The following is a 20,745-nucleotide window of genomic DNA, read 5'->3' as shown; positions in this document are numbered from 1 at the left end:
TTTGCCTTCCGGAAAGCTGGCCGGTTTCAATCGCCGTATTTTGTCCAGATCGCCTTGTCGCCCATCTTCTGCACCATGGCGGCATGGGCGGCGCGCTCCTCCTCGGAGAGACGGGGCGCAAGCGGCTTCGGCCTGACGCCGAGCGGCAGGACGACGTCGTCCTCCGCCTCGACCAGCGTCCGCCGGCCGCTCTCGGCCATGCCGAGCCCGAGCGCCGCCTGCCGGCCGCCGATCATCTCGATATAGACTTCCGCGAGCAGTTCGGAGTCGAGCAGGGCGCCGTGTTTCGTGCGGTGCGAATTGTCGATGCCGTAGCGCCGGCAGAGCGCATCGAGCGAGTTCGGCCCCATCGGATGCTTGCGGCGCGCCAGCGCCAGCGTGTCCGTCACCTTTTCCTGCAGGATCGGCGGCAGGCCGATGCGCTCGAACTCGGCATTGATGAAGCCCATGTCGAAGTTGGCATTGTGTGCCACCCAGCGGGCATCGCCGAAGAAATCGAGGATCTGCTGCGCCAGATCGGCGAAGGACGGCTTGTCCTTCAGGAACTCGTCCGTGATGCCGTGCACGGCAAGCGCATCCGGGTGCACCTTGCGGTCGCCCGGGCTGATGAAAAGGTGCAGCGTGCGGCCGGTCGGGAAATGATTCTCCAGCTCCACGCCGCCGATTTCGATGACGCGGTCGAGCTTGCTGTCGAGGCCGGTCGTTTCCGTATCGAAGATGATCTCGCGCATCAGTCCTCTTTTCCCTTCAAACTTCCGACAATCTCTTCCACCGCTTTGCGCGCCGCTTCAAGCCCCTTGCCGGTATCGATGAGGAAATCGGCGCGCTTGCGCTTTTCCGCGTCCGGCGTCTGGCGCGACAGGATGAGCTGGAATTTCTCCTCCGTCATGCCCGGGCGGGCGAGCACGCGCTGTCTTTGTATGTCCGGATCGCAAGTGACGACCACCACCTTGTCCACCCGCGCCTCGCCCCCGGTCTCGTAGAGCAGGGGGATATCGAGCAGGACGAGCGGGGAACCGCGATCCCGCTCCGCATCGAGAAAGGCTTTTTCGCGTGCCCGTACGAGCGGGTGGATGATCGCCTCCAGCGCGGCGAAGCGGTCGGGGAACCGCGCAAGCACCGCCGACAGTGCCTTGCGGTCGATGACCCCGTCCCTGAGCGCTTCGGGAAATTGCTCGGCGACCGGCGTGACGGCGTCCGTGCGATAGAGATCATGCACCGTCGCATCGGCATCATGCACCGGCACGCCGAGATCGCGGAACATCGCCGCGGTCGTCGACTTGCCCGTACCGATCGATCCGGTAAGGCCGAGCACGATCATCAATGCGCCTCCATGTCGGCGAGGATCAATTGGCGCAGCTCCGCATCGACAGTCGGACGGACACCGAACCATTTCTCAAAACCGGGCACTGCCTGATGGAGCAGCATGCCGAGACCGTCCACCATGGCGAACCCCTGCTCCGCCGCCTGGCGCAGGATCGGCGTGACCAGCGGCACATAGACAATGTCGGTCACGACAGCACCCTCCGCCATCGGGGAGAAGTCGAAGTCCGGCGCCGCCTCGCCGTCCATGCCGAGCGAGGTCGTGTTGACGAAAAGCCCCGCGCCTGCCGACACCTCCCGCAAGGCGTCCATGGCATGGGCATGCACCTTCCGCCCGAAACGATCGGCGAGCTCCTGCGCCCGCCCGACGGTGCGGTTGACGACATGGATCTCCCCGATACCGCGATCGCGCACCGCCTGAATGATCGCACGGCTCGCCCCGCCCGCACCGAGGATGACGGCGCGAGCCGTATTGTCCCAGCCCGGCGCGGCGGCATCGAGATTGGCGAGGAAGCCAAGACCGTCCGTGTTGGTCGCATGGAGCCGGCCGTCCTCCAGCCAGAGCGTGTTCGAGGCCCCGAGCTCTTCGCTGAGCGCATCCGGCCGGTCGGCAAGGCTGAAGGCCGTTTCCTTGTGCGGGATAGTGACATTGCCGCCAACGAAGCCGGATTCGCCGCTTTTCAACCGGGAAATGAAGCCGGCGAAATCTTCGGGCGAAACCTCCTGCCGCGTATAGGACCCCTGCAGTCCCAGCGATTTCAGCCAGTAGCCATGGATCAACGGCGAGCGTGAATGTTTGACCGGATAGCCCGTGACAAAGGCATGGCGAACGAATGTTTCACGTGAATCATGCATCGATGGCACCGAGATCGCGAAGTTTAGCCAGCAAGGGAAGCAAGGGAAGCCCGAGTATGGTGAAATAGTCGCCGTCGATCCGCTCGAAGAGCTGCACCCCTTCCCCTTCGAGCTGATAGGCGCCGACGCTCGCCAGCACCCGCGTGCCGACCCGCGCCAGGTGACGGTCGATGAAGGCATCCGACAGCGGCCGCATCGTCAGATGCGCGATGGAAACGTGGCTCCACAGCGTCTCACCATCCCGCACCAGGGCAATGCCGCAGTTCAGGGAATGGGTGCGGCCGGACATGGCCAGGAGGTGGGTCCTTGCTTCCGCCATGTTGGCCGGCTTGTGAAACACCCGCCCCTCCAGAGACAGCGTCTGGTCGGAGCCGATGACAAGGGTGCCGGGACGACGGCGCGCGACATCCAGTGCCTTTTCGATCGCCAATGCCTCGGCGACCTCCTGCGGCGTGGGATTGCGCGCGGCAAGCGCCGTCTCGACCGCACGCTCGTCGATGGCCGCCGCCTCGGTTTCAAAGGCAAGGCCCGCATTTTCCATCAGCATGCGGCGAAAGGGACTTTGCGAGGCGAGGATCAACGATGTCATGGAAATCTCCGTTTGCCGCTCCGGGTTAGCGAAGCTTCGGGCGAAGAGCAACGATAGCGGCGGCCGTTTCCTCGATCGAGCGCCGGGTGACGTCGATGATCGGCCAGTTGTTGCGCGCGCAGATGGCGCGGGCATATTTCAGCTCCTCGGAAATCTGTGCCCGGTCTATATAGTCGTCGCCGCGAAAATCCTGCGTCTGGCCGAGCACCCGGTTCTGCCGCACCTGGGCAATGCGATCCGTCGTGGCGATCAGCCCGACGATCAGCGGTTTCATCGCCGTCGCCAGCCGTTCCGGCAGGGGCACGCCGAGCACGATCGGCACATTGGCGGTCTTTATGCCGCGATTGGCGAGATAGATGCTCGTCGGCGTCTTCGAGGTCCGGCTGATGCCGACAAGGATGACATCCGCCTCATCGAGATCGGCCGGCAGCTGCCCGTCGTCATGATCCATCGTGAAGTTGAGCGCGTCGATGCGCGCGAAATAATCCGCGTTCATCACATGCTGCGCCCCCACCCGCCGCCGCGACGGCGCGCCGAGATAGGACTGGAAGAGGTCGATGACCGGTTCGAGCACGGAGACGCAGGGAACACCCATCTCCCGGCAACGCTGATCGATGATCTCGGAAAGCTCCCGGTCGACGATCGTATAGAGCACGATGCCCGGGGCGCCGTCGATGGCATCGAGCACGGGCATGAGCTGCTTGCGGTTGCGGATCAGCGGATAGACATGTTCGAGCGCCTGGGACGACTGGAATTGCGCGGCCGCCGCGCGCCCCGCGGCAATCAGCGTCTCGCCCGTCGAGTCCGATATCAGGTGCAGATGGAAGTAGTTTTTGGTGCTTTCCACAATATCCTCCGCCCCCTGTTGATGAACCGGGACAGCACCGAGCTAAGAACGGCAGGGGTTCGGAGGCAAGAGGATAACTGCTCTTTTATCCACAATCGGCGGGCGGCGGGAAAGGGATTCAGCGCCGGTGTGGATAAGACTCATGACACGGCAAAGTGTCGCGCCGCTCCACAGCTCGTCCACAGGACAGGCCGTTACAGGCTGCCGGGAATCATCTTGATTCGAAAAGACGAATCCGGTTTTCCGCAATTTCCTCAAAAATTCTTCCATCACGCCTCGTCTTTTCCCGTGCATTGCCGGCAAGGCCGGATCCCTGTGGAGAGGATTTAATCCTTGATAGTCACCGACTCTAAGAAATAGAAACCTTTTCAAAGAGATTATTTGATTGATTGGGAGAACCCCGCGGTGTCTGCGAAAAACCGGAAGATCGTCGATGTCCTGAACGGGAAAACGATCTCCCCCCCTCCCCTCTGGCTGATGCGCCAGGCCGGACGATACCTGCCGGAATACCGGCAGACGCGCGCGGCAGCAGGAAGCTTCCTCGATCTCTGTTATTCGCCGGAACTGGCCACGGAAGTGACGCTCCAGCCGATCCGTCGCTATGGCTTCGACGCAGCGATCCTGTTCTCCGATATCCTCGTCATTCCCGACGCCCTGGAGCGCAATGTCCGCTTCGAGGAAGGCCATGGACCGCGCCTCGATCCGATCGATGTCGATGGCATTCTGGCCCTGAAGGGCGACGGGGTGGCAGATCACCTCAAGCCGGTCATAGAGGCGGTCGGCCGCATCCGGGGCGCCCTGCCCGAGGAAACGGCGCTGCTCGGCTTCTGCGGCGCGCCCTGGACCGTTGCCACCTACATGATCGCCGGCCACGGAACGCCGGACCAGGCTCCCGCGCGTCTCTTCGCCTACAGGGAACCGCGCGCCTTCGCGCACCTGCTCGACGTGCTTGCCGAGCTCTCGGCCGATTACCTTGTGGCGCAGATCGATGCCGGCGCCGATGCGGTGCAGATCTTCGATTCCTGGGCCGGTGTTCTCGGCGAGCGCGAATTTGCCGATTTCGCCGTCCGCCCCGTGCAAAAGATCATCGCCTCGGTCAAGGCCCGCCGCCCGCAGGCGAAGGTTATCGCCTTCGCCAAGGGTGCGGGCCTGTTGCTGAAATCCTACCGGCAGCAGACCGGTGCCGATGCGATCGGCCTCGACTGGTCCGTGCCGCTCTCCTTTGCCGCCGACCTGCAGAAGGACGGTCCCGTCCAGGGCAATCTCGATCCGATGCGGGTGGTTGCCGGCGGCACGGCGCTCGACGAGGGTATCGATGCCATCCTGCAGGCGCTTGGCAATGGGCCGCTGATCTTCAATCTCGGTCACGGCATCACGCCGCAGGCGGATCCGGACAACGTCACGCGTCTCGTGGCGCGTGTGCGCGGAGCGGCGCGGTGAGCGAGAAGCAGGCGGGTGAGAGCGCGGGGCGCCGCGCGCGGCTACGTGCCGCGGTGGCGCTCACGCTCTTTGCGCTGCTTGCCCTCCTCCTCGTGCTCTATCCGCCCGAGGACCTCTATCTCTGGATCAAGGCGCTGCACATCATCGCCGTCATCTCGTGGATGGCGGGCCTGCTCTATCTGCCGCGGCTCTTCGTCTATCACACGGACGCCCCGCCCGGTTCGGCCGAAGCGCGGGTCTTCAAGGTGATGGAACAGCGGCTCTACCGGGTCATCATGCAGCCGGCGATGGGCCTTTCCTGGCTGCTCGGCCTCTACCTCGCCTGGTCCGTCCATGGTTTCCAGGGCGGCTGGCTGCACGCCAAGCTCGCCTTCGTCGTCCTCCTTTCCGCTGTGCATCAATTTTATGGGCGCGCCGTGAAGGCCTTTGCCGAGGACCGCAACACCAGGACAGGCCGCCAGTGGCGCATCTGGAACGAGGCGCCGGCGCTTCTGATGATCCTCATCGTCGTCCTGGTCGTCGTCAAACCGTTCTGAGTCTTTCGCGACAAAACGGATGAAATTCCAATGCCCCCTTGCAGGCCAGCACCGGAACCGCTATTTTCCGCGCATCTCATCTTTCGTGGCATGTGTATTCGTTCAGTGAACTGCACCGTTCCCCCCGCAGTTCGGCCTTGACCCGCACGCCTTTTCCCATCCCGATGACACCCAGCATGGACCATTCATGGCCGAAATGAAGCTACAAGACCTCAAGAACAAGACTCCGACCGACCTGCTTGCCTTTGCCGAATCGCTTGAGGTCGAAAACGCGAGCACGATGCGCAAGCAGGAACTGATGTTTGCGATCCTGAAGATGCTGGCCGCGCAGGACGTGGAAATCATCGGCGAGGGTGTCGTGGAAGTGCTGCAGGACGGTTTCGGCTTCCTGCGTTCGGCCAATGCGAACTATCTGCCAGGCCCCGACGATATCTACATTTCGCCCTCCCAGATCCGCCGCTTCTCGCTGAAGACCGGCGATACGGTGGAAGGCCCGATCCGTGGCCCGAAGGAAGGCGAGCGCTATTTCGCTCTGCTCAAGGTCAATACGATCAATTTCGACGACCCGGAGAAGATCCGTCACAAGGTCCACTTCGACAACCTGACGCCGCTCTACCCGAACGAGCGCTTCAAGATGGAACTCGAGATCCCGACCTCGAAGGATCTTTCTCCGCGCGTCATCGATCTCGTCGCACCGCTCGGCAAGGGCCAGCGCGGCCTCATCGTCGCCCCGCCGCGAACGGGTAAGACGGTTCTCCTGCAGAACATTGCCCATTCGATCACCGCCAACCATCCGGAATGTTACCTCATCGTCCTCTTGATCGACGAGCGTCCGGAGGAAGTGACGGACATGCAGCGGTCGGTGCGGGGCGAAGTCGTTTCCTCGACCTTCGACGAGCCGGCGACGCGCCACGTCCAGGTCGCCGAAATGGTCATCGAGAAGGCCAAGCGCCTCGTCGAGCATGGCCGGGACGTCGTCATCCTGCTCGATTCGATCACCCGCCTCGGCCGGGCCTACAACACGGTCGTTCCGTCGTCGGGCAAGGTCCTGACCGGCGGCGTCGACGCGAACGCCCTGCAGCGCCCGAAGCGTTTCTTCGGCGCGGCGCGCAACATCGAGGAAGGTGGTTCGCTGACGATCATTGCGACGGCGCTGATCGACACCGGCAGCCGTATGGACGAAGTGATCTTCGAGGAATTCAAGGGTACCGGTAACTCGGAAATCGTGCTGGACCGCAAGGTCGCCGACAAGCGCATCTTCCCGGCCATGGATATCCTCAAGTCCGGCACGCGCAAGGAAGACCTTCTGGTGCCGCGGCAGGATCTCCAGAAGATCTTCGTTCTGCGGCGCATCCTTGCCCCGATGGGCACCACGGATGCGATCGAGTTCCTCATCGACAAGCTGAAGCAGACGAAGAACAACGGCGATTTCTTCGATTCGATGAACACATAAGCCGTACACCGCGTTCCGCGCGTCATGGTCCCGCCGCAAGGCGGGACCATTTTCATTTGAGAAGAGAGAATCGATTCTCCTCCGAAACGGACTTACCGATTCGCATCCGGAATAATGAGCCCATGCGTTCCACGGACACGATCTTTGCCTTGTCGAGCGGCGGCCTGCCATCCGGCGTGGCGGTGGTTCGGCTGAGCGGGCCGGCTAGCGGGAGGGCTGTTGAAGCACTCTGTGGTCGCCAACCACCGGAACGTCGCGCCTCTCTCCTTTCGATTCGAAACCGGAACGGTGAGAAACTCGATGACGGCCTTGTCCTGGTTTTTCCTGGACCGAATTCCTTCACGGGCGAGGACTGTGCCGAGTTACAGATTCACGGTGGCCGGGCGACGGTAAAGGCCGTTCTTGCAGAACTCGCCACGATGGAAGGGTTGCGCGCCGCAGAGGCCGGGGAATTCTCCCGAAGGGCTTTCTTGAATGGTCGCATGGATCTGGTCGAGGTCGAAGGCCTTGCGGATCTGATCGTTGCGGAGACCGAGATGCAACGCCGTCTGGCGGCGGAGCAGTCGTCGGGGGATTGTCGAAGCTTTATGATTCGTGGGCGAAACGGCTGACGCATGCACGTGCGATGATCGAAGCCGAACTGGATTTTGCCGACGAGGACGATGTTCCCGGCTCCGTGGCGAGTGCAATCTGGCAGGACATGCAGACGCTGAAGCAGGAAATCCTTAACCATCTTTCTGGCGTAAGAGTGGGAGAGATCGTGCGGGATGGCCTCAAGGTGGTGATCGTCGGTCCGCCCAATGCCGGCAAGTCGAGTCTGCTGAATCATCTGGCACGCAGAGACGTTGCCATCGTCACCGAGATTCCGGGAACGACACGCGATGTCCTGCATGTCGATCTCGACCTCGACGGCTTTGCCGTTCGACTTTATGATACGGCTGGCCTGCGTGAGACGGACGATCTTGTCGAACAGGAAGGCATTCGCAGAACGCAGCGATCGATGGCCGAAGCACATCTGGTCCTCCTCCTGTCCGCGGTCGACAATCCCGACTGGGCCGCCTTTATCGAAGGATATGATGGTCCGGTTGTTCGAGTACGCACCAAGGCAGATATGCGGGATACTGCCTGGCCGGCGCCGAACGCAGATGTTATGATCTCCGTGCGGACAGGGGATGGCATAGCAGAGCTCCTTGATCGCGTGGGTAGCTATCTCCCGGATCTCGATCAAGGTAGCGCCTTGGCGCTGCCAACCCGCCAGCGCCATGCCGACAATCTGGCGGCGACCTGCGCTCATATCGAAGCCGCGTTGGCTGTGGGCGACCGAGGTCTTGATATACAGGCAGAGCATCTTCGTTTGGCCGGGCAAGCACTCGGCCGGGTCACGGGGCGGGTGGATGTGGAAAATCTGTTGGACGTGATCTTTTCGGAATTTTGCATAGGCAAGTGATTCACGTGAAACAACACAACGTACACGAGTCGCTTTGTACGTTTCACGTGAAACAGGTGGTTCGATATGGCAGCAATGACGATATATGATGTGGTGGTGATTGGTGGCGGTCATGCGGGGGTCGAAGCGGCCGCCGCGTCCGCCCGCTTTGGCGCGCAAACCGCTCTCTTGAGCCACAAGGCGTCGACGATCGGGGTCATGTCCTGTAACCCCGCTATCGGCGGTCTCGGCAAGGGCCACCTTGTCCGGGAAGTGGATGCTCTCGATGGATTGATGGGACGGGTTGCGGATCGGGCCGGTATCCAGTTCCGGCTGCTGAACCGCCGGAAGGGTCCGGCCGTGCGCGGCCCACGGACTCAAGCGGACCGAAGGCTTTATCGCGAAGCCATGCAGGCGGAGATCGCACAGATACCCGGACTGACCGTTATCGAGGGTGACGCCTATGACCTCGATTGCCACGATGGACATGTCGCGGCTGTTGTTTTGAAGGATGGTCGCCGTCTTGCTTGCGGCGCCGTCGTGATCACGACGGGTACGTTCCTGCGAGGCCTTATTCATATCGGCTCCGAAAAGATACCTGCCGGCCGTGTGGGAGAAGAACCGTCAGTAGGGCTGTCGGCGACATTCGAACGTCTCGGCTTAAAGCTGGGCCGCCTGAAGACAGGCACGCCTGCGCGCCTTGATGGCCGGACCATTGATTGGAATGCGGTCGGGCGTCAGGCGGCGGATGATGAACCGGTGCCCTTCTCCTTCATGACGGATCGGATCACGACACCGCAGATCGAATGCGGCGTGACCCGAACGACGTCCGCGACCCACCGCATCATCGAGGAGAATATCGGGCGTTCCGCGATGTATTCGGGCCAGATTGAAGGTGTCGGTCCACGCTATTGCCCGTCGATCGAGGACAAGATTGTCAAGTTCGGCGAACGCGACGGTCATCAGATCTTCCTTGAACCGGAAGGCCTGGACGACGACACGGTTTATCCGAATGGTATTTCGACATCGCTACCGGCTGATGTGCAGCAGGCCTTCATTCATACGATTCCGGGACTGGAGCGGGTCCGTATCCTGCAACCGGGCTACGCGATCGAATATGATCATGTCGATCCGCGCGAGCTATCCGCGACCTTGGAGGCGCGCCGTCAACCCGGGCTCTTCCTGGCCGGTCAGATCAATGGAACGACGGGGTATGAGGAAGCAGCCGCCCAAGGGCTGGTTGCAGGCCTCAACGCCGCGCGGCGGGCAACGGGCATGGACGGCCATGTTTTCAGCCGCACGGAGAGTTATATCGGCGTCATGCTGGACGACCTGACATCCCGCGGCGTGACCGAGCCTTACCGCATGTTCACCTCCCGCGCGGAGTACCGCCTTTCGCTTCGCGCCGACAATGCCGATGTGCGGTTGACGCCGTCCGGCATGGCTCTTGGCGTCGTCGGTGCAGATCGGCGCCATCTTTTCGAGCAATGGTCGACGGAGATGCAGGTTGCGCGCGAAAAACTTCGTTCCTTGAAATTGTCGCCCAATGAAGCCACGAGCAAGGGAATCCGCATCAACCAGGATGGTGTGCGCCGCAGTGCTTATGACCTTCTCGCCTATCCGGATATCGACTTCACACGGTTGGCGGCGGTGTGGCCGGAGCTCGACGCCTTTTCACCGCGCGTTCGCGATGCTGTCGAAATCGAGGCCAGCTATGCGGTCTACATGAGCCGGCAGGAGGCCGATATCGCCGAGGCGCGACGAGAGGAGGAACGGAGTATTCCCGCCGATTTCGACTTCAGTGCCTTGCCGGGCCTTTCCATAGAACTTCAGCAGAAGCTGGCGACGGCTCGACCGGCAAATCTCGCGCAGGCCGCGCGGGTGGATGGCATGACGCCGGCCGCCTTGACGCTTCTGCTTGCCTATCTCAAGCGTGTTGTCCCCGGTGGGGTTTCGACACAACGGACTGCCAGCGCATGAATCAGCTTCCCCGAGAGTTTGCCGGCCTGAATGTTTCACGTGAAACTGAGGATAGGCTGAACGCTTTTGTCGCTCTCTTCCAGAAATGGGCGAAGACCATCAATCTGGTGGCGCCCTCGACATTGGCGGAAGTCTGGAACCGCCATATCATCGATAGTGTGCAGATTTACGCACTGTGCCCGGGGCCGCGGATCTGGGCCGATCTCGGCAGTGGTGGTGGGTTTCCGGGCATTGTTACCGGTATTCTTCTGGCTGGTGCAGGAGATGGATGGGTTCATCTCGTCGAAAGCAACAACAAGAAAGCCGCCTTTCTGCGGACAGCCATCCTGGAAACGGGTGCGCGTGCCTCGGTGCACGCGATTCGCATCGAGGAGGCGCCGACCGCGATCGCGCATTGTGATGCGATTTCGGCTCGGGCCCTGGCGGATCTGGATCTTTTGTTGGATTTCGGCCTGCCCTGGGCCGAGCGCAATCCGGATCTCAAGTTTTTCCTCCATAAAGGCCGGGATTATCAGCGGGAGGTCGAGAAAGCGCATGGAAGGTGGAGATTCGATCTGGTAAAACATGCCAGTGTTGTCGAGCCGGATTCCGTGGTGCTCGAACTTTCGAAGCTTTCGCGAAAACGCGGGTGATTGGCGGATGTCCATGGCAGGCGAAAAGAACCGGATCATCACCATTGCAAACCAGAAGGGTGGCGTCGGCAAGACGACCACCGCGATCAACCTTGCCACGGCGCTGGCCGCGATCGGCGAGCGTGTGCTGATCGTCGATCTGGACCCCCAGGGTAATGCCAGCACGGGGCTCGGCATCGATCGCCGCAACCGCGAGCTCTCTTCCTATGACCTTTTGATCGGCAGCCACGGAGTTGCCGAGACGGTGCTGCAGACGGCTGTACCCAATCTGTCGATTATTCCCTCGACGATGGACCTCCTGGGCATCGAAATGGAGATCGCGCAGCAGAACGACCGCGTCTTCCGGCTGCGGCGGGCGCTCGCATCGGCGGAGGCGCGGTCTTACTCTTACGTGCTGGTTGATTGCCCGCCGTCCTTCAACCTGCTGACCATGAATGCCCTTGCCGCCGCGCATTCGGTGCTGGTGCCCCTGCAATGCGAGTTCTTTGCGTTGGAAGGGCTCAGCCAGCTTTTGGAGACGGTGGATCAGGTGCGCCGTACCGTCAATCCTTACTTGGATATCCAGGGCATCGTGCTCACCATGTTCGACTCGCGCAACAATCTTGCGCAGCAGGTGGTCAATGATGTGCGCACACATCTTGGCGAAAAGGTCTACCATACGCTCATTCCGCGCAATGTGCGCGTGTCCGAGGCGCCCTCCTACGGCAAGCCGGCGATTCTCTACGATCTCAAATGCGCCGGAAGCCAGGCCTATCTTCAGCTTGCTTCCGAGGTGATCCAGCGTGAAAGGCAGCGTCGGGCTGCCTGATTTCAGTATCCGTGAGTAGAACCGATGAACGAAGACAACTCAAAGCGGCGCCTTGGCCGCGGCCTTGCCGCCCTGATCGGTGAAATGGACCAGCTTCCCGCCGCCGATGTCGGCGAACGCCCGGCGGTGAATCCGGATCGCCTGGTTCCGATCGAGTTCGTCGGGCGCAATCCGCGCAATCCGCGGCGCTACTTCGATGAATCAGAACTGCAGGACCTGGCCTCCTCCATTCGCCAGCATGGCATCGTGCAGCCGGTCGTCGTGCGCACCACGGCAGACAATCGTTACGAGATCATCGCCGGTGAGCGTCGCTGGCGGGCCGCACAGCTCGCCGGCCTGATCGATATTCCGGTCATTATCAGGGACGTGGATGACCGTACGGCGCTGGAAATCGCCATCGTGGAAAACGTGCAGCGCTCCGATCTCAACCCGTTGGAAGAGGCGATGGGTTATGAGCTGCTGATCGCCGATCACGGCTACACGCAGAACGATCTCGGCGAGATCATCGGCAAGAGCCGCAGTCACGTGGCGAACAGCCTTCGTCTGTTGAAGCTGCCGGAGCCGGTGCGTGAGATGCTGGCCTCCGGCTCGCTTTCTGCCGGCCATGCGCGTGCGCTCATTCCCACGTCCGATCCCGTCGGACTAGCCAAGACCGTCGTCGCGAAGGGCATGTCGGTGCGTGACGCGGAGCGTCTTGCGCAGAACGACATCAAGGCGCAGAGCGATCCCAATCACGGCCAGGCGCCGCGTAAGGACGAGAAGGATGCCGATACACTGGCGCTGGAACGCACGCTTTCGGACGTGCTCGGCCTTGATGTGACCGTCAATCACAAGGGTAGCGGCGGACAACTGCGGATCGCCTACAAGACGCTCGAACAGCTCGAGGAAATCTGCCGTCTTCTGGAGCGGCGATAATATCCTTAGCCGGATTCAACGCCGTGCGGATTGAAGCACGGTCGCCAGCATGGTTTGCATGGCGATTGTGTCTTCCAGGGCCGGCCGCTGCCGGCTTTGCAATATGGCGGCCTGCAGGCGTTGTGTTTCACGCCGGATCGCCTGCCCCGTCCAGGTTTTCAAGGCATTTTCGACAATCGGCTTGCGGCGGAAATGCAGATGGCGGCCCAGGGTCGCCATGGCCTGGGCGGCCGGTGCCCGCTTTTCATCCATCTCCGCCCGCATCAATTCGAGGAGCTGGAACTGCCGCAGGCATCCCTGCAGCACGAGGAAGACCGGTGTCTTGGAGGAGACGATCTTCTGGATGGCGTGCAGGAAACCGTCCTTGTCGCCCTTGAGGATGGCGTCTATGGCATCGTCCGTCGAGATCGCGCTGGCATCGCCGACGATCTCCTCGACATCCTGTTCCTCGATCAACTCCCTGCCCCGGCAGTAGAGTGCCAGCTTGCGCACCTCGTTGCGCGAGGCAAGCCGGTCGCCGCCGATGGTTTCCACCAGGCGCGTGCGGGCCGCGGGGGAAATGCGCAGGCCCTCGGATGCGAGCTCCTGGTCGATGAGCGCCTGCAGGGCGCGTCCGTCATCGGCATAGCAGGGGATGGCCACGACGGCCGAACTGGATTCGGCGGCCTTGCGCAGTCCGGCGCCCTTCTTCAGGTCGCCCGCCTCGATGATCAGGGTGGATGGCCCGGTCGGCATCTTGGCCAGGATGTCCAGCGCGTCGGAAAGGCCCTTCTCGCCGCCGGCATTGCGGACCCAGACAAGACGATCGCCGCCGAAAAGGCCGATCGCGTTCATCTCGTCGATCAGCCGGCCCGGCTGGCCGCCGATCTCGCCGGCATCGAGTTTCACGACGGAAAAGGCGTCGGTGAGATCGACGCCGCTGGCCGCGGCAAGCGCCGCGGCACGTTCGGAAACGAGGCCCCGATCGGGGCCGTAGATCAGGAAGAGCCGTACGGGCAGCGGTTTGCGCTTCAGGAAACCGTCGAACTCGTGCGACTTGACCTCGGCCATAGCCGGCTCAGCGTCGGCCGAGCGCCGACGCGACGTCTGCGCGGATCAGCTCCGCCAGCTCACGGGCACCACGGTTTTCCGCATCCCTGACGGCGCGCAGCTTGGCAAATTCCTGCACGGGATAATCGACGAGAGCGACAGCCGAACGCTTGCCGGACGCCAATGTTTCGCCGGAGTCGGTCTGCACGAGATTGTAGTCGGCCGAGACGACGATGCGGCCGGCGCGCGGAATGTCGTCGCGCACGTCGAGCAGCACGCCGATCTTGCGGACCGTCACGTTGAGATCCAGGTGATAGAGCGCGCTCTGCGTCTCGCCGGCGCCGCCCGAGAAGAGGAAGATCAGGTCGTTGCGGACCTGCTGTTCCACACGGTCATCGGCCTTCGAGATGGCCACGGCGGCAAGCTTGCCCTCCGTGCCGGCGGGCGTGGAATAAAGCGGCCGCACCTGGCAGCCGGCGATGACGCCAAGGATGGCGATGCCGGCAAACGCCTTTGCGAACCGGGAGAGGCCGGTTCCGTCAGACAACAACATTCACGATCCTCTGCGGTACGACGATGATCTTCTTGGGTTGCTGGCCGGCGAGCACGGCCTGGACGGCGTCGAGCGCCAGAACGGCCGCCTGGACGGCAGTCTGGTCCGCATCGCGGGCGATTGTCAAATCCGCGCGCTTCTTGCCGTTGATCTGCACGGGCAGGGTGACTTCGTCGTCTGCGACGAGGCGGTCTTCGTAGGACGGCCAGGGGGTCGTTGCGACGAGGCCTTCGCCACCGATCTCGCGCCAGCATTCTTCCGCCAGATGCGGCGTCATCGGCGCGACGATGCGGATCAGGATGCCGACCGCTTCACGCAGGGCGGCAACGACATCGGCCGAGGCCTTGCCGGCAGCGGCGGCGGTTAGCGGCGCGGCAAGCGCGTTGACGAATTCGTAGATGCGCGCAACGGCCTTGTTGAAGGCGAGCTTGTCGTAATCGGCCTGCACGGCCTTCAGCGTCTTGTGCGCGACCTGCGAGACGGCGAGCGCTTCGCCGTCCGCTCCGGGGCGGCTTTCCGCGGCCTTGAGGGCCGGCGCGGCCTCGGAAACAAGGCGCCAGACGCGCTGGACGAAGCGATGGGCTCCTTCAACGCCAGCTTCCGACCAGATGACGTCGCGATCCGGCGGGGAGTCGGAGAGCACGAAGAAACGGGCGGTATCGGCGCCATAGGAGGCGATGATGTCGTCGGGGTCGACGACGTTCTTCTTCGACTTCGACATCTTCTCGATCGAGCCGATGGCGATTTCTTCGCCGGATTCAAGATGGACCGCGCGGCGCTTGCCGCCCTCTTCCTCGATGCGGATTTCGGCGGGCGTCACCCATTCGCGCTTGCCGTCGACGGCGCGGCTATAGGTCTCGTGTACCACCATGCCCTGGGTGAAGAGGCCCTTGAAGGGTTCCTTCAGGTCGAGATGGCCGGCGACCTGCATGGCGCGGGTGAAGAAGCGCGAATAGAGCAGGTGCAGGATCGCATGCTCGATGCCGCCGATATACTGGTCGACCGGCAGCCAGGCATTGGCGGCAGCGGGGTCCGTCGGGTTGTTTTCCCACGGGGCGGTGAAGCGGGCGAAGTACCAGGACGAATCGACGAAGGTGTCCATCGTGTCCGTCTCGCGGCGGGCATCACCGCCGCATTGCGGGCAGGCGACGTGGCGCCAGGTCGGATGGCGGTCGAGCGGGTTGCCCGGCTTGTCGAAGGTGACGTCGTCGGGCAATTTTACCGGCAGGTCGGCCTTCGGCACGGGCACGACGCCGCACTGCTCGCAGTGGATGACCGGGATCGGGCAGCCCCAGTAACGCTGGCGCGAAATGCCCCAGTCGCGCAGGCGGAAGTTCACCTTGCGCTCGCCCTGCGGCGAGTTGCCGAGCGTGATGGCGGAGAGGCGGTTCGCGACCTCCTCGAAGGCTTCCTCGGTGCCAAGGCCGTCGAGGAAGCCGGAATTGATCATCACGCCGTCGCCGACATAGGCCTCGTCGGCGATGGCGAAGGTGGCCGCGTCGCCATCCTTCGGCATGACGACGGGCACGACCGGCAGGTTATATTTGCGGGCGAAGTCGAGGTCGCGCTGGTCGCCGGAAGGGCAGCCGAAGATGGCGCCCGTGCCGTAGTCCATCAGCACGAAGTTGGCGATGTAGACGGGCAGCTCCCAGGCCGCGTCGAAGGGATGGCGCACGCGGATGCCGGTGTCCATGCCCTTCTTCTCCGCCGTTTCCAGCGCCGCAAGCGAGGTGCCGGCGCGGCGGCATTCCTCGGCGAAGGCCATGATCTCGGGGTTCTTAGCAGACGCCTCCCGGGCAAGCGGGTGGTCGGCGGAGATGGCGATGAAGGAGGCGCCGAACAGCGTGTCGGGACGGGTCGTGTAGACGGTGACGTCCTTTTCGCCCGTCAGGCCCGCGCCTTCGGAAATTTCCCAGCGCACCAGCATGCCTTCGGAACGGCCGATCCAGTTCTTCTGCATCAGCCGGACCTTTTCCGGCCACTGGTCGAGCGTTTCCAGAGAATCGAGCAGATCCTGGCTGAAATCGGTGATGCGGAAGAACCACTGGGTCAGCTCGCGCTGCTCGACGAGCGCGCCGGAGCGCCAGCCACGGCCGTCGATGACCTGCTCGTTGGCAAGCACCGTATGGTCGACCGGGTCCCAGTTCACCTTGGACTGCTTGCGGTAGACGAGGCCCTTTTCCAGGAAATCGAGGAAGAGGTGCTGCTGGCGGTGGTAATAGTCCACGTCGCAGGTGGCGAATTCGCGCGACCAGTCCAGCGAGAGGCCCATGGACTTCAACTGGTTGCGCATGGTCGCGATGTTGTCGTAGGTCCAGCCCTTGGGGTGCACCTTGTTCTGCATGGCGGCGTTTTCGGCGGGCATGCCGAAGGCGTCCCAGCCCATCGGATGCAGCACATTGTAGCCGCGGGCGCGCTTGTAGCGCGCGACCACGTCGCCCATCGCATAGTTGCGCACATGGCCCATATGGATGCGGCCCGACGGATAGGGGAACATCTCGAGGACGTAGTACTTCTCGCGCGGATCGTCGTTCTTGGTCAGGAAGACGCTGTCGTCGTTCCATTTTGCCTGCCAGCGGGGTTCGGCATCGCGCGGATTGTAACGTTCGGTGGCCATGTCTTTGATGTTCCGGAAGTCTTTTGGGAGTCTTGGAGGGCGGTGCGCCCATGCGAATATGGTGCCGAGACCTTCATCATGAAACCGCCGAAGCGTCAAGTTTTCCGGCCTCCGGCCAAAGAGATACGGCATGCGCGCGCTTGGCAAACCGTGCCGATTTCGCTAGGTCCGGAACCAGATGCCGATGGAGAATGAGCATGGACCTTCAGGACCGTCTCGAGGACGTTCGCAACCGGATGCGCAAGGCGGCTGCCGAAGCCGGCCGCAGGCCCGAGGCGGTGACGCTGGTGGCGGTCTCGAAAACCTTCGATGCCGAGGCGATTCGCCCGGCGATCGCGGCCGGCCAGCGTGTGTTCGGCGAAAACCGCGTGCAGGAGGCCCAGGGCAAGTGGCCTGCGCTGCGCGCCGAGACGGCCGGCATCGAGCTTCACCTGATCGGCCCGCTGCAATCCAACAAGACGGCCGAGGCCGTGGCGCTCTTCGATGTCATCGAGACGGTGGACCGGGAGAAGATCGCCCGCGCGATCGCCGCCGAAATGGCGCGGCAGGGGCGTGCGCTGCGGCTCTATGTCCAGGTCAATACCGGGCTTGAACCACAGAAGGCCGGCATCGCGCCGGACGATACGGTCGCCTTCGTCGCCCTCTGCCGCGACGAGCTCGGCCTCACCATCGAGGGGCTGATGTGCATTCCGCCGGCGGACGAGAATCCAGGCCCGCATTTCGCCTTGCTCGCCAAGCTCGCCGAACGCTGCAATCTCGACCGGCTGTCGATGGGCATGTCCGGCGACTACGATGTCGCCATCGGCTTCGGCGCGACCAGCGTGCGCGTCGGTTCGGCGATTTTCGGAACGCGCTGACATCCTCGCTTGACGAAGCGCAAGGGGCGATTTGCCGCTTGCGGCTTTCGTCTGGCTTTTCCGACGCATCGTCCTCTCCTATTCTTTCCTCTGGAGGAGCCGGCCGGTTTCATGGCCGGACATGGAGGATGCGATGCAGAAGACCTATGCCGAGATCTATCGGGCGTGGAAGAATGACCACAGGGGTCATTGGGCCGAAGCGGCCCGGGCGATCGACTGGTTCAGCGAACCGACGGATATTTTCGACGCTGAACAGGGCGTCTACGGGCGCTGGTTTCCCGATGCGGTCGGCAATACCTGTCACAATTGCGTGGACCGGCATGTGGCGGCGGGTCACGGCGCGGACGCCGCGCTGATCTATGACAGCCCGGTGACCGGCCGCAAGGCGCGCTACAGCTACGACGAGCTCCTCACCCATGTGAATGCCATGGCGGCGGTGCTCGTCGATCAGGGCGTGGAGAAGGGCGACCGCGTCATTCTCTACATGCCGATGATCCCCGAGGCGGTCTTCGCCATGCTCGCCTGCGCGCGCATCGGGGCGATCCATTCGGTGGTGTTCGGCGGCTTCGCCGCGAGCGAGCTTGCGGCACGCATCGACGATTCCACCGCCAAGCTCGTCGTCACCGCAAGCTGCGGCATCGAGCCCAATCGCGTGGTCGCCTACAAGCCGCTGCTCGACACGGCGATCGAGCTTGCCGGGCACAAGCCGGAGCGCTGCCTCGTCTTGCAGCGGCCGGAACTGGCGGCGGAGCTGAAAGCGGGGCGCGATGTCGATCTCGGCCCCGCGCTTGCGGCGGCGCGGGATGCGGGGCGCATCATTTCCTGCGCACCGCTGGCGGCCACCGATCCGCTCTATATCCTCTATACGTCGGGCACGACCGGCCAGCCCAAGGGCGTCATCCGCGACAATGGCGGCCACATGGTCGCGCTCGCCTGGACGATGCGGGCGTTCTACGGCGTGGAGCGCGGCGAGGTCTACTGGGCGGCGTCGGATATCGGCTGGGTCGTCGGCCATTCCTACATCGTCTATGCGCCGCTTCTCAACGGCAGCACCACGGTGCTCTATGAGGGCAAGCCGGTCGGCACGCCGGATGCCGGCGCCTTCTGGCGCGTGGTGGAGGACTACAAGGTCTCGGTGCTCTTCACCGCCCCGACGGCCTTTCGCGCCATCCGCAAGGAGGACCCGGAGGGCGCGCTCGTCAAGCGGCACGACATTTCCAGCCTGCGCGCGCTGTTCCTTGCCGGCGAGCGGGCCGATCCGGACACGATCCGCTGGGCTGAGGCGGTGCTCGGCGTGCCGGTCATCGATCACTGGTGGCAGACGGAGACTGGTTGGGCGATCGTCGGCAATCCGCTCGGCCTCGGCCAGTTGCCCGTAAAACACGGCTCCCCGACCGTACCCATGCCGGGCTACGAACTGCATGTGCTCGACGATGCCGGCCATGAGGTGGCGCCCGGCACGCTCGGCAACATCGCCATCAAGCTGCCCCTGCCCCCCGGCTGCCTGACGACCTTCTGGAACGCCGACGAGCGTTTCCGCTCGGCCTGCCTGTCGGAATTCCCCGGCTATTACAAGACCGCCGATGCCGGCTATGTCGACGAGGACGGCTATGTCTTCATCATGTCGCGCACCGACGACATCATCAACGTCGCCGGCCACCGTCTGTCGACGGGCGCGATGGAAGAGGTCTGCGCCAGCCATCCCGACGTCGCCGAATGTGCCGTCATCGGCGTCGCCGATGCCTTGAAAGGCCAGCTGCCGGCCGGTTTCCTCGTGCTGAAGAGCGGTGTTTCACGTGAATCATCGCTCGTGGAGCAGGAGGTTGTGGGCCTCGTGCGCGAACGCATCGGTCCGGTCGCCGCCTTCAAGACGGCGATCTGCGTGAAGCGCCTGCCGAAAACGCGTTCCGGAAAGATCCTGCGCGGCACCATGCAGAAGATTGCCGACCGGGTGGACTGGAAGATGCCGGCGACCATCGACGATCCCGCCATCCTCGACGAGATCGCCGAGGTCCTGTCCGGGCGGCGGATCGTCTGAGCAATAAAAAACCCGGCCGAAAGGCCGGGTTGCATAAATGGGAAACTTTCCCGTCCGCTGTCGTCATGCTCGGATCAAGCCCGAGCGTGACGGATGAGAGGGGGCACCGCCTCGAAAAGAGTGTGGCTCAGAAGCGGTCGTCTTCGTCTTCGTCCGGCGTGGCCGACTTCAACGACTTCAGCTTGGCGAAGACGGCGTCGGCGTCGATTTCCTTCTCGTCCTCGCGGTCGGTGCTGTAGGGCAGCTTTTCCGTTTCCTGCGCGGATTCCAGCGTCGCGCCGAGTTCGGCAGCGGTCGGCAGCGGTCGGCCCTTCGAGGCGCGTTCGACTTCGAGGTCGAGGTCGATCTGCGAGCACAGGCCCAGCGTCACGGGGTCCATCGGCGTCAGGTTGGTCGAGTTCCAGTGGGTGCGTTCGCGGATCTGTTCGATCGTCGACTTGGTCGTGCCGACGAGACGCGAGATCTGCGCATCCTTGAGTTCCGGATGGTTGCGCACCAGCCAGAGAATGGCGTTGGGACGGTCCTGGCGCTTGGAGACCGGCGTGTAGCGCGGGCCCTTGCGCTTGGATTCCGGCACGCGGACCTTCGGTTCGGACAGCTTCAGCTTGTGATTCGGATTGGCTTCGGCGCGGGCGATCTCCTCGCGCGAAAGCTGGCCGGTGGAGATCGGGTCGAGGCCCTTGATGCCCTGGGCCGATTCGCCGTCGGCAATGGCCTTCACTTCGAGCGGGTGCAGTTTGCAGAATGTGGCGATCTGGTCGAACGACAGCGCCGTGTTGTCGACCAGCCAGACCGCGGTCGCCTTTGGCATGAGGAGCTGCTGAGCCATGGATATAGTCCTTCTGTC

General features: G+C 63.1%; 18 protein-coding genes and 1 pseudogene. 10 read left to right on the top strand and 9 right to left on the bottom strand.

Annotated features, from left to right (window positions below; all coding sequences use genetic code 11):
• Positions 1–26: 26 nt before the first annotated feature.
• The 5 genes from dnaQ to shn_RS19945 are packed head-to-tail and all read right to left on the bottom strand — an operon-like array spanning position 27 to position 3,614.
• A complete protein-coding gene (gene dnaQ / locus shn_RS19965; protein WP_064331976.1) occupies positions 27–731 on the bottom strand; it encodes a DNA polymerase III subunit epsilon in 705 nt (234 codons plus the stop codon).
• A complete protein-coding gene (coaE, locus tag shn_RS19960) occupies positions 731–1,321 on the bottom strand; it encodes a dephospho-CoA kinase (RefSeq protein ID WP_064331975.1) in 591 nt (196 codons plus the stop codon). Before coaE ends, dnaQ begins: the two co-directional genes overlap by 1 nt.
• Positions 1,321–2,178, bottom strand: a complete 858-nt coding sequence (locus shn_RS19955) for a shikimate dehydrogenase (protein ID WP_064331974.1) — start codon at positions 2,176–2,178, stop codon at positions 1,321–1,323. The genes coaE and shn_RS19955 overlap by 1 nt, the downstream gene beginning before the upstream one ends.
• Entirely contained in the window at positions 2,171–2,767 is a 597-nt protein-coding gene (locus shn_RS19950; RefSeq protein WP_064331973.1) for a Maf-like protein, read from the bottom strand. Before shn_RS19950 ends, shn_RS19955 begins: the two co-directional genes overlap by 8 nt.
• Positions 2,768–2,792: 25 nt before the next feature.
• Positions 2,793–3,614, bottom strand: a complete 822-nt coding sequence (locus shn_RS19945; RefSeq protein ID WP_064331972.1) for a pyruvate, water dikinase regulatory protein — start codon at positions 3,612–3,614, stop codon at positions 2,793–2,795.
• Between the two features lie 405 nt (positions 3,615–4,019).
• On the opposite strand from shn_RS19945, the gene hemE reads away from it, so the two are divergent.
• From hemE to shn_RS19905, 8 genes and pseudogenes are all read left to right on the top strand, one after another.
• The gene (gene hemE, locus shn_RS19940) at positions 4,020–5,054 is read left to right on the top strand and encodes a uroporphyrinogen decarboxylase (protein WP_064331971.1); all 1,035 of its coding nucleotides are present in this window, start codon (positions 4,020–4,022) and stop codon (positions 5,052–5,054) included.
• On the top strand, positions 5,051–5,590 hold the full coding sequence (gene hemJ / locus shn_RS19935) for a protoporphyrinogen oxidase HemJ (RefSeq protein WP_064331970.1): 540 nt from the start codon (positions 5,051–5,053) through the stop codon (positions 5,588–5,590). The genes hemE and hemJ overlap by 4 nt, the downstream gene beginning before the upstream one ends.
• A gap of 187 nt (positions 5,591–5,777) precedes the next feature.
• Positions 5,778–7,043 (top strand): transcription termination factor Rho, encoded by a 1,266-nt coding sequence (rho, locus tag shn_RS19930; RefSeq protein WP_024271281.1) that lies wholly within the window; start codon positions 5,778–5,780, stop codon positions 7,041–7,043.
• Between the two features lie 122 nt (positions 7,044–7,165).
• Positions 7,166–8,490: pseudogene (gene mnmE / locus shn_RS19925) on the top strand (tRNA uridine-5-carboxymethylaminomethyl(34) synthesis GTPase MnmE).
• A 75-nt stretch (positions 8,491–8,565) separates the two neighbouring features.
• Positions 8,566–10,449, top strand: a complete 1,884-nt coding sequence (gene mnmG, locus shn_RS19920; RefSeq protein WP_064332715.1) for a tRNA uridine-5-carboxymethylaminomethyl(34) synthesis enzyme MnmG — start codon at positions 8,566–8,568, stop codon at positions 10,447–10,449.
• On the top strand, positions 10,446–11,081 hold the full coding sequence (gene rsmG / locus shn_RS35130) for a 16S rRNA (guanine(527)-N(7))-methyltransferase RsmG (RefSeq protein ID WP_084438188.1): 636 nt from the start codon (positions 10,446–10,448) through the stop codon (positions 11,079–11,081). The genes mnmG and rsmG overlap by 4 nt, the downstream gene beginning before the upstream one ends.
• A gap of 13 nt (positions 11,082–11,094) precedes the next feature.
• The gene (locus shn_RS19910) at positions 11,095–11,889 is read left to right on the top strand and encodes a ParA family protein (protein ID WP_064331968.1); all 795 of its coding nucleotides are present in this window, start codon (positions 11,095–11,097) and stop codon (positions 11,887–11,889) included.
• A 24-nt stretch (positions 11,890–11,913) separates the two neighbouring features.
• Positions 11,914–12,804, top strand: coding sequence for a ParB/RepB/Spo0J family partition protein (locus shn_RS19905; RefSeq protein ID WP_064331967.1), 891 nt, complete (start codon positions 11,914–11,916; stop codon positions 12,802–12,804).
• A 15-nt stretch (positions 12,805–12,819) separates the two neighbouring features.
• Here the strand turns inward: shn_RS19905 and holA are convergent, their stop codons facing one another.
• The 3 genes from holA to leuS are packed head-to-tail and all read right to left on the bottom strand — an operon-like array spanning position 12,820 to position 17,003.
• Positions 12,820–13,854: a DNA polymerase III subunit delta gene (gene holA / locus shn_RS19900; RefSeq protein ID WP_064331966.1), complete on the bottom strand. Its 1,035-nt coding sequence runs from the start codon at positions 13,852–13,854 to the stop codon at positions 12,820–12,822.
• Between the two features lie 7 nt (positions 13,855–13,861).
• Complete coding sequence (gene lptE / locus shn_RS19895; protein ID WP_064331965.1) at positions 13,862–14,386, bottom strand: LPS assembly lipoprotein LptE; 525 nt, start codon at positions 14,384–14,386, stop codon at positions 13,862–13,864.
• Positions 14,373–17,003, bottom strand: a complete 2,631-nt coding sequence (leuS, locus tag shn_RS19890; protein WP_064331964.1) for a leucine--tRNA ligase — start codon at positions 17,001–17,003, stop codon at positions 14,373–14,375. Before leuS ends, lptE begins: the two co-directional genes overlap by 14 nt.
• A gap of 197 nt (positions 17,004–17,200) precedes the next feature.
• Between leuS and shn_RS19885 the strand changes: the two genes are divergently transcribed.
• Positions 17,201–17,860 (top strand): YggS family pyridoxal phosphate-dependent enzyme, encoded by a 660-nt coding sequence (locus shn_RS19885; RefSeq protein ID WP_064331963.1) that lies wholly within the window; start codon positions 17,201–17,203, stop codon positions 17,858–17,860.
• A gap of 133 nt (positions 17,861–17,993) precedes the next feature.
• Positions 17,994–19,898 (top strand): propionyl-CoA synthetase, encoded by a 1,905-nt coding sequence (locus tag shn_RS19880; RefSeq protein WP_064332714.1) that lies wholly within the window; start codon positions 17,994–17,996, stop codon positions 19,896–19,898.
• Between the two features lie 127 nt (positions 19,899–20,025).
• On the opposite strand, the gene shn_RS19875 is transcribed toward shn_RS19880, so the two are convergent.
• Complete coding sequence (locus shn_RS19875) at positions 20,026–20,727, bottom strand: DUF1013 domain-containing protein (protein ID WP_064331962.1); 702 nt, start codon at positions 20,725–20,727, stop codon at positions 20,026–20,028.
• Positions 20,728–20,745 lie beyond the last annotated feature (18 nt).

This window comes from Shinella sp. HZN7 (assembly GCF_001652565.1).
Taxonomy (GTDB): domain Bacteria; phylum Pseudomonadota; class Alphaproteobacteria; order Rhizobiales; family Rhizobiaceae; genus Shinella; species Shinella granuli.
The sequence above is the reverse complement of the archived record's forward strand: the minus strand, read 5'-3'. Positions and strand labels throughout refer to the sequence as shown.

Excerpts from the sequence above, each read along its gene's own strand:
- dnaQ (WP_064331976.1), bottom strand. The coding sequence starts at position 731 with ATGCGCGAGATCATCTTCGATACGGAAACGACCGGCCTCGACAGCAAG.
- coaE (WP_064331975.1), bottom strand. The coding sequence starts at position 1,321 with ATGATCGTGCTCGGCCTTACCGGATCGATCGGTACGGGCAAGTCGACG.
- shn_RS19955 (WP_064331974.1), bottom strand. The coding sequence starts at position 2,178 with ATGCATGATTCACGTGAAACATTCGTTCGCCATGCCTTTGTCACGGGC.
- shn_RS19950 (WP_064331973.1), bottom strand. The coding sequence starts at position 2,767 with ATGACATCGTTGATCCTCGCCTCGCAAAGTCCCTTTCGCCGCATGCTG.
- rho (WP_024271281.1), top strand. The coding sequence starts at position 5,778 with ATGGCCGAAATGAAGCTACAAGACCTCAAGAACAAGACTCCGACCGAC.
- mnmG (WP_064332715.1), top strand. The coding sequence starts at position 8,566 with ATGACGATATATGATGTGGTGGTGATTGGTGGCGGTCATGCGGGGGTC.
- rsmG (WP_084438188.1), top strand. The coding sequence starts at position 10,446 with ATGAATCAGCTTCCCCGAGAGTTTGCCGGCCTGAATGTTTCACGTGAA.
- shn_RS19910 (WP_064331968.1), top strand. The coding sequence starts at position 11,095 with ATGGCAGGCGAAAAGAACCGGATCATCACCATTGCAAACCAGAAGGGT.
- shn_RS19905 (WP_064331967.1), top strand. The coding sequence starts at position 11,914 with ATGAACGAAGACAACTCAAAGCGGCGCCTTGGCCGCGGCCTTGCCGCC.
- holA (WP_064331966.1), bottom strand. The coding sequence starts at position 13,854 with ATGGCCGAGGTCAAGTCGCACGAGTTCGACGGTTTCCTGAAGCGCAAA.
- lptE (WP_064331965.1), bottom strand. The coding sequence starts at position 14,386 with ATGTTGTTGTCTGACGGAACCGGCCTCTCCCGGTTCGCAAAGGCGTTT.
- leuS (WP_064331964.1), bottom strand. The coding sequence starts at position 17,003 with ATGGCCACCGAACGTTACAATCCGCGCGATGCCGAACCCCGCTGGCAG.
- shn_RS19885 (WP_064331963.1), top strand. The coding sequence starts at position 17,201 with ATGGACCTTCAGGACCGTCTCGAGGACGTTCGCAACCGGATGCGCAAG.
- shn_RS19880 (WP_064332714.1), top strand. The coding sequence starts at position 17,994 with ATGCAGAAGACCTATGCCGAGATCTATCGGGCGTGGAAGAATGACCAC.
- shn_RS19875 (WP_064331962.1), bottom strand. The coding sequence starts at position 20,727 with ATGGCTCAGCAGCTCCTCATGCCAAAGGCGACCGCGGTCTGGCTGGTC.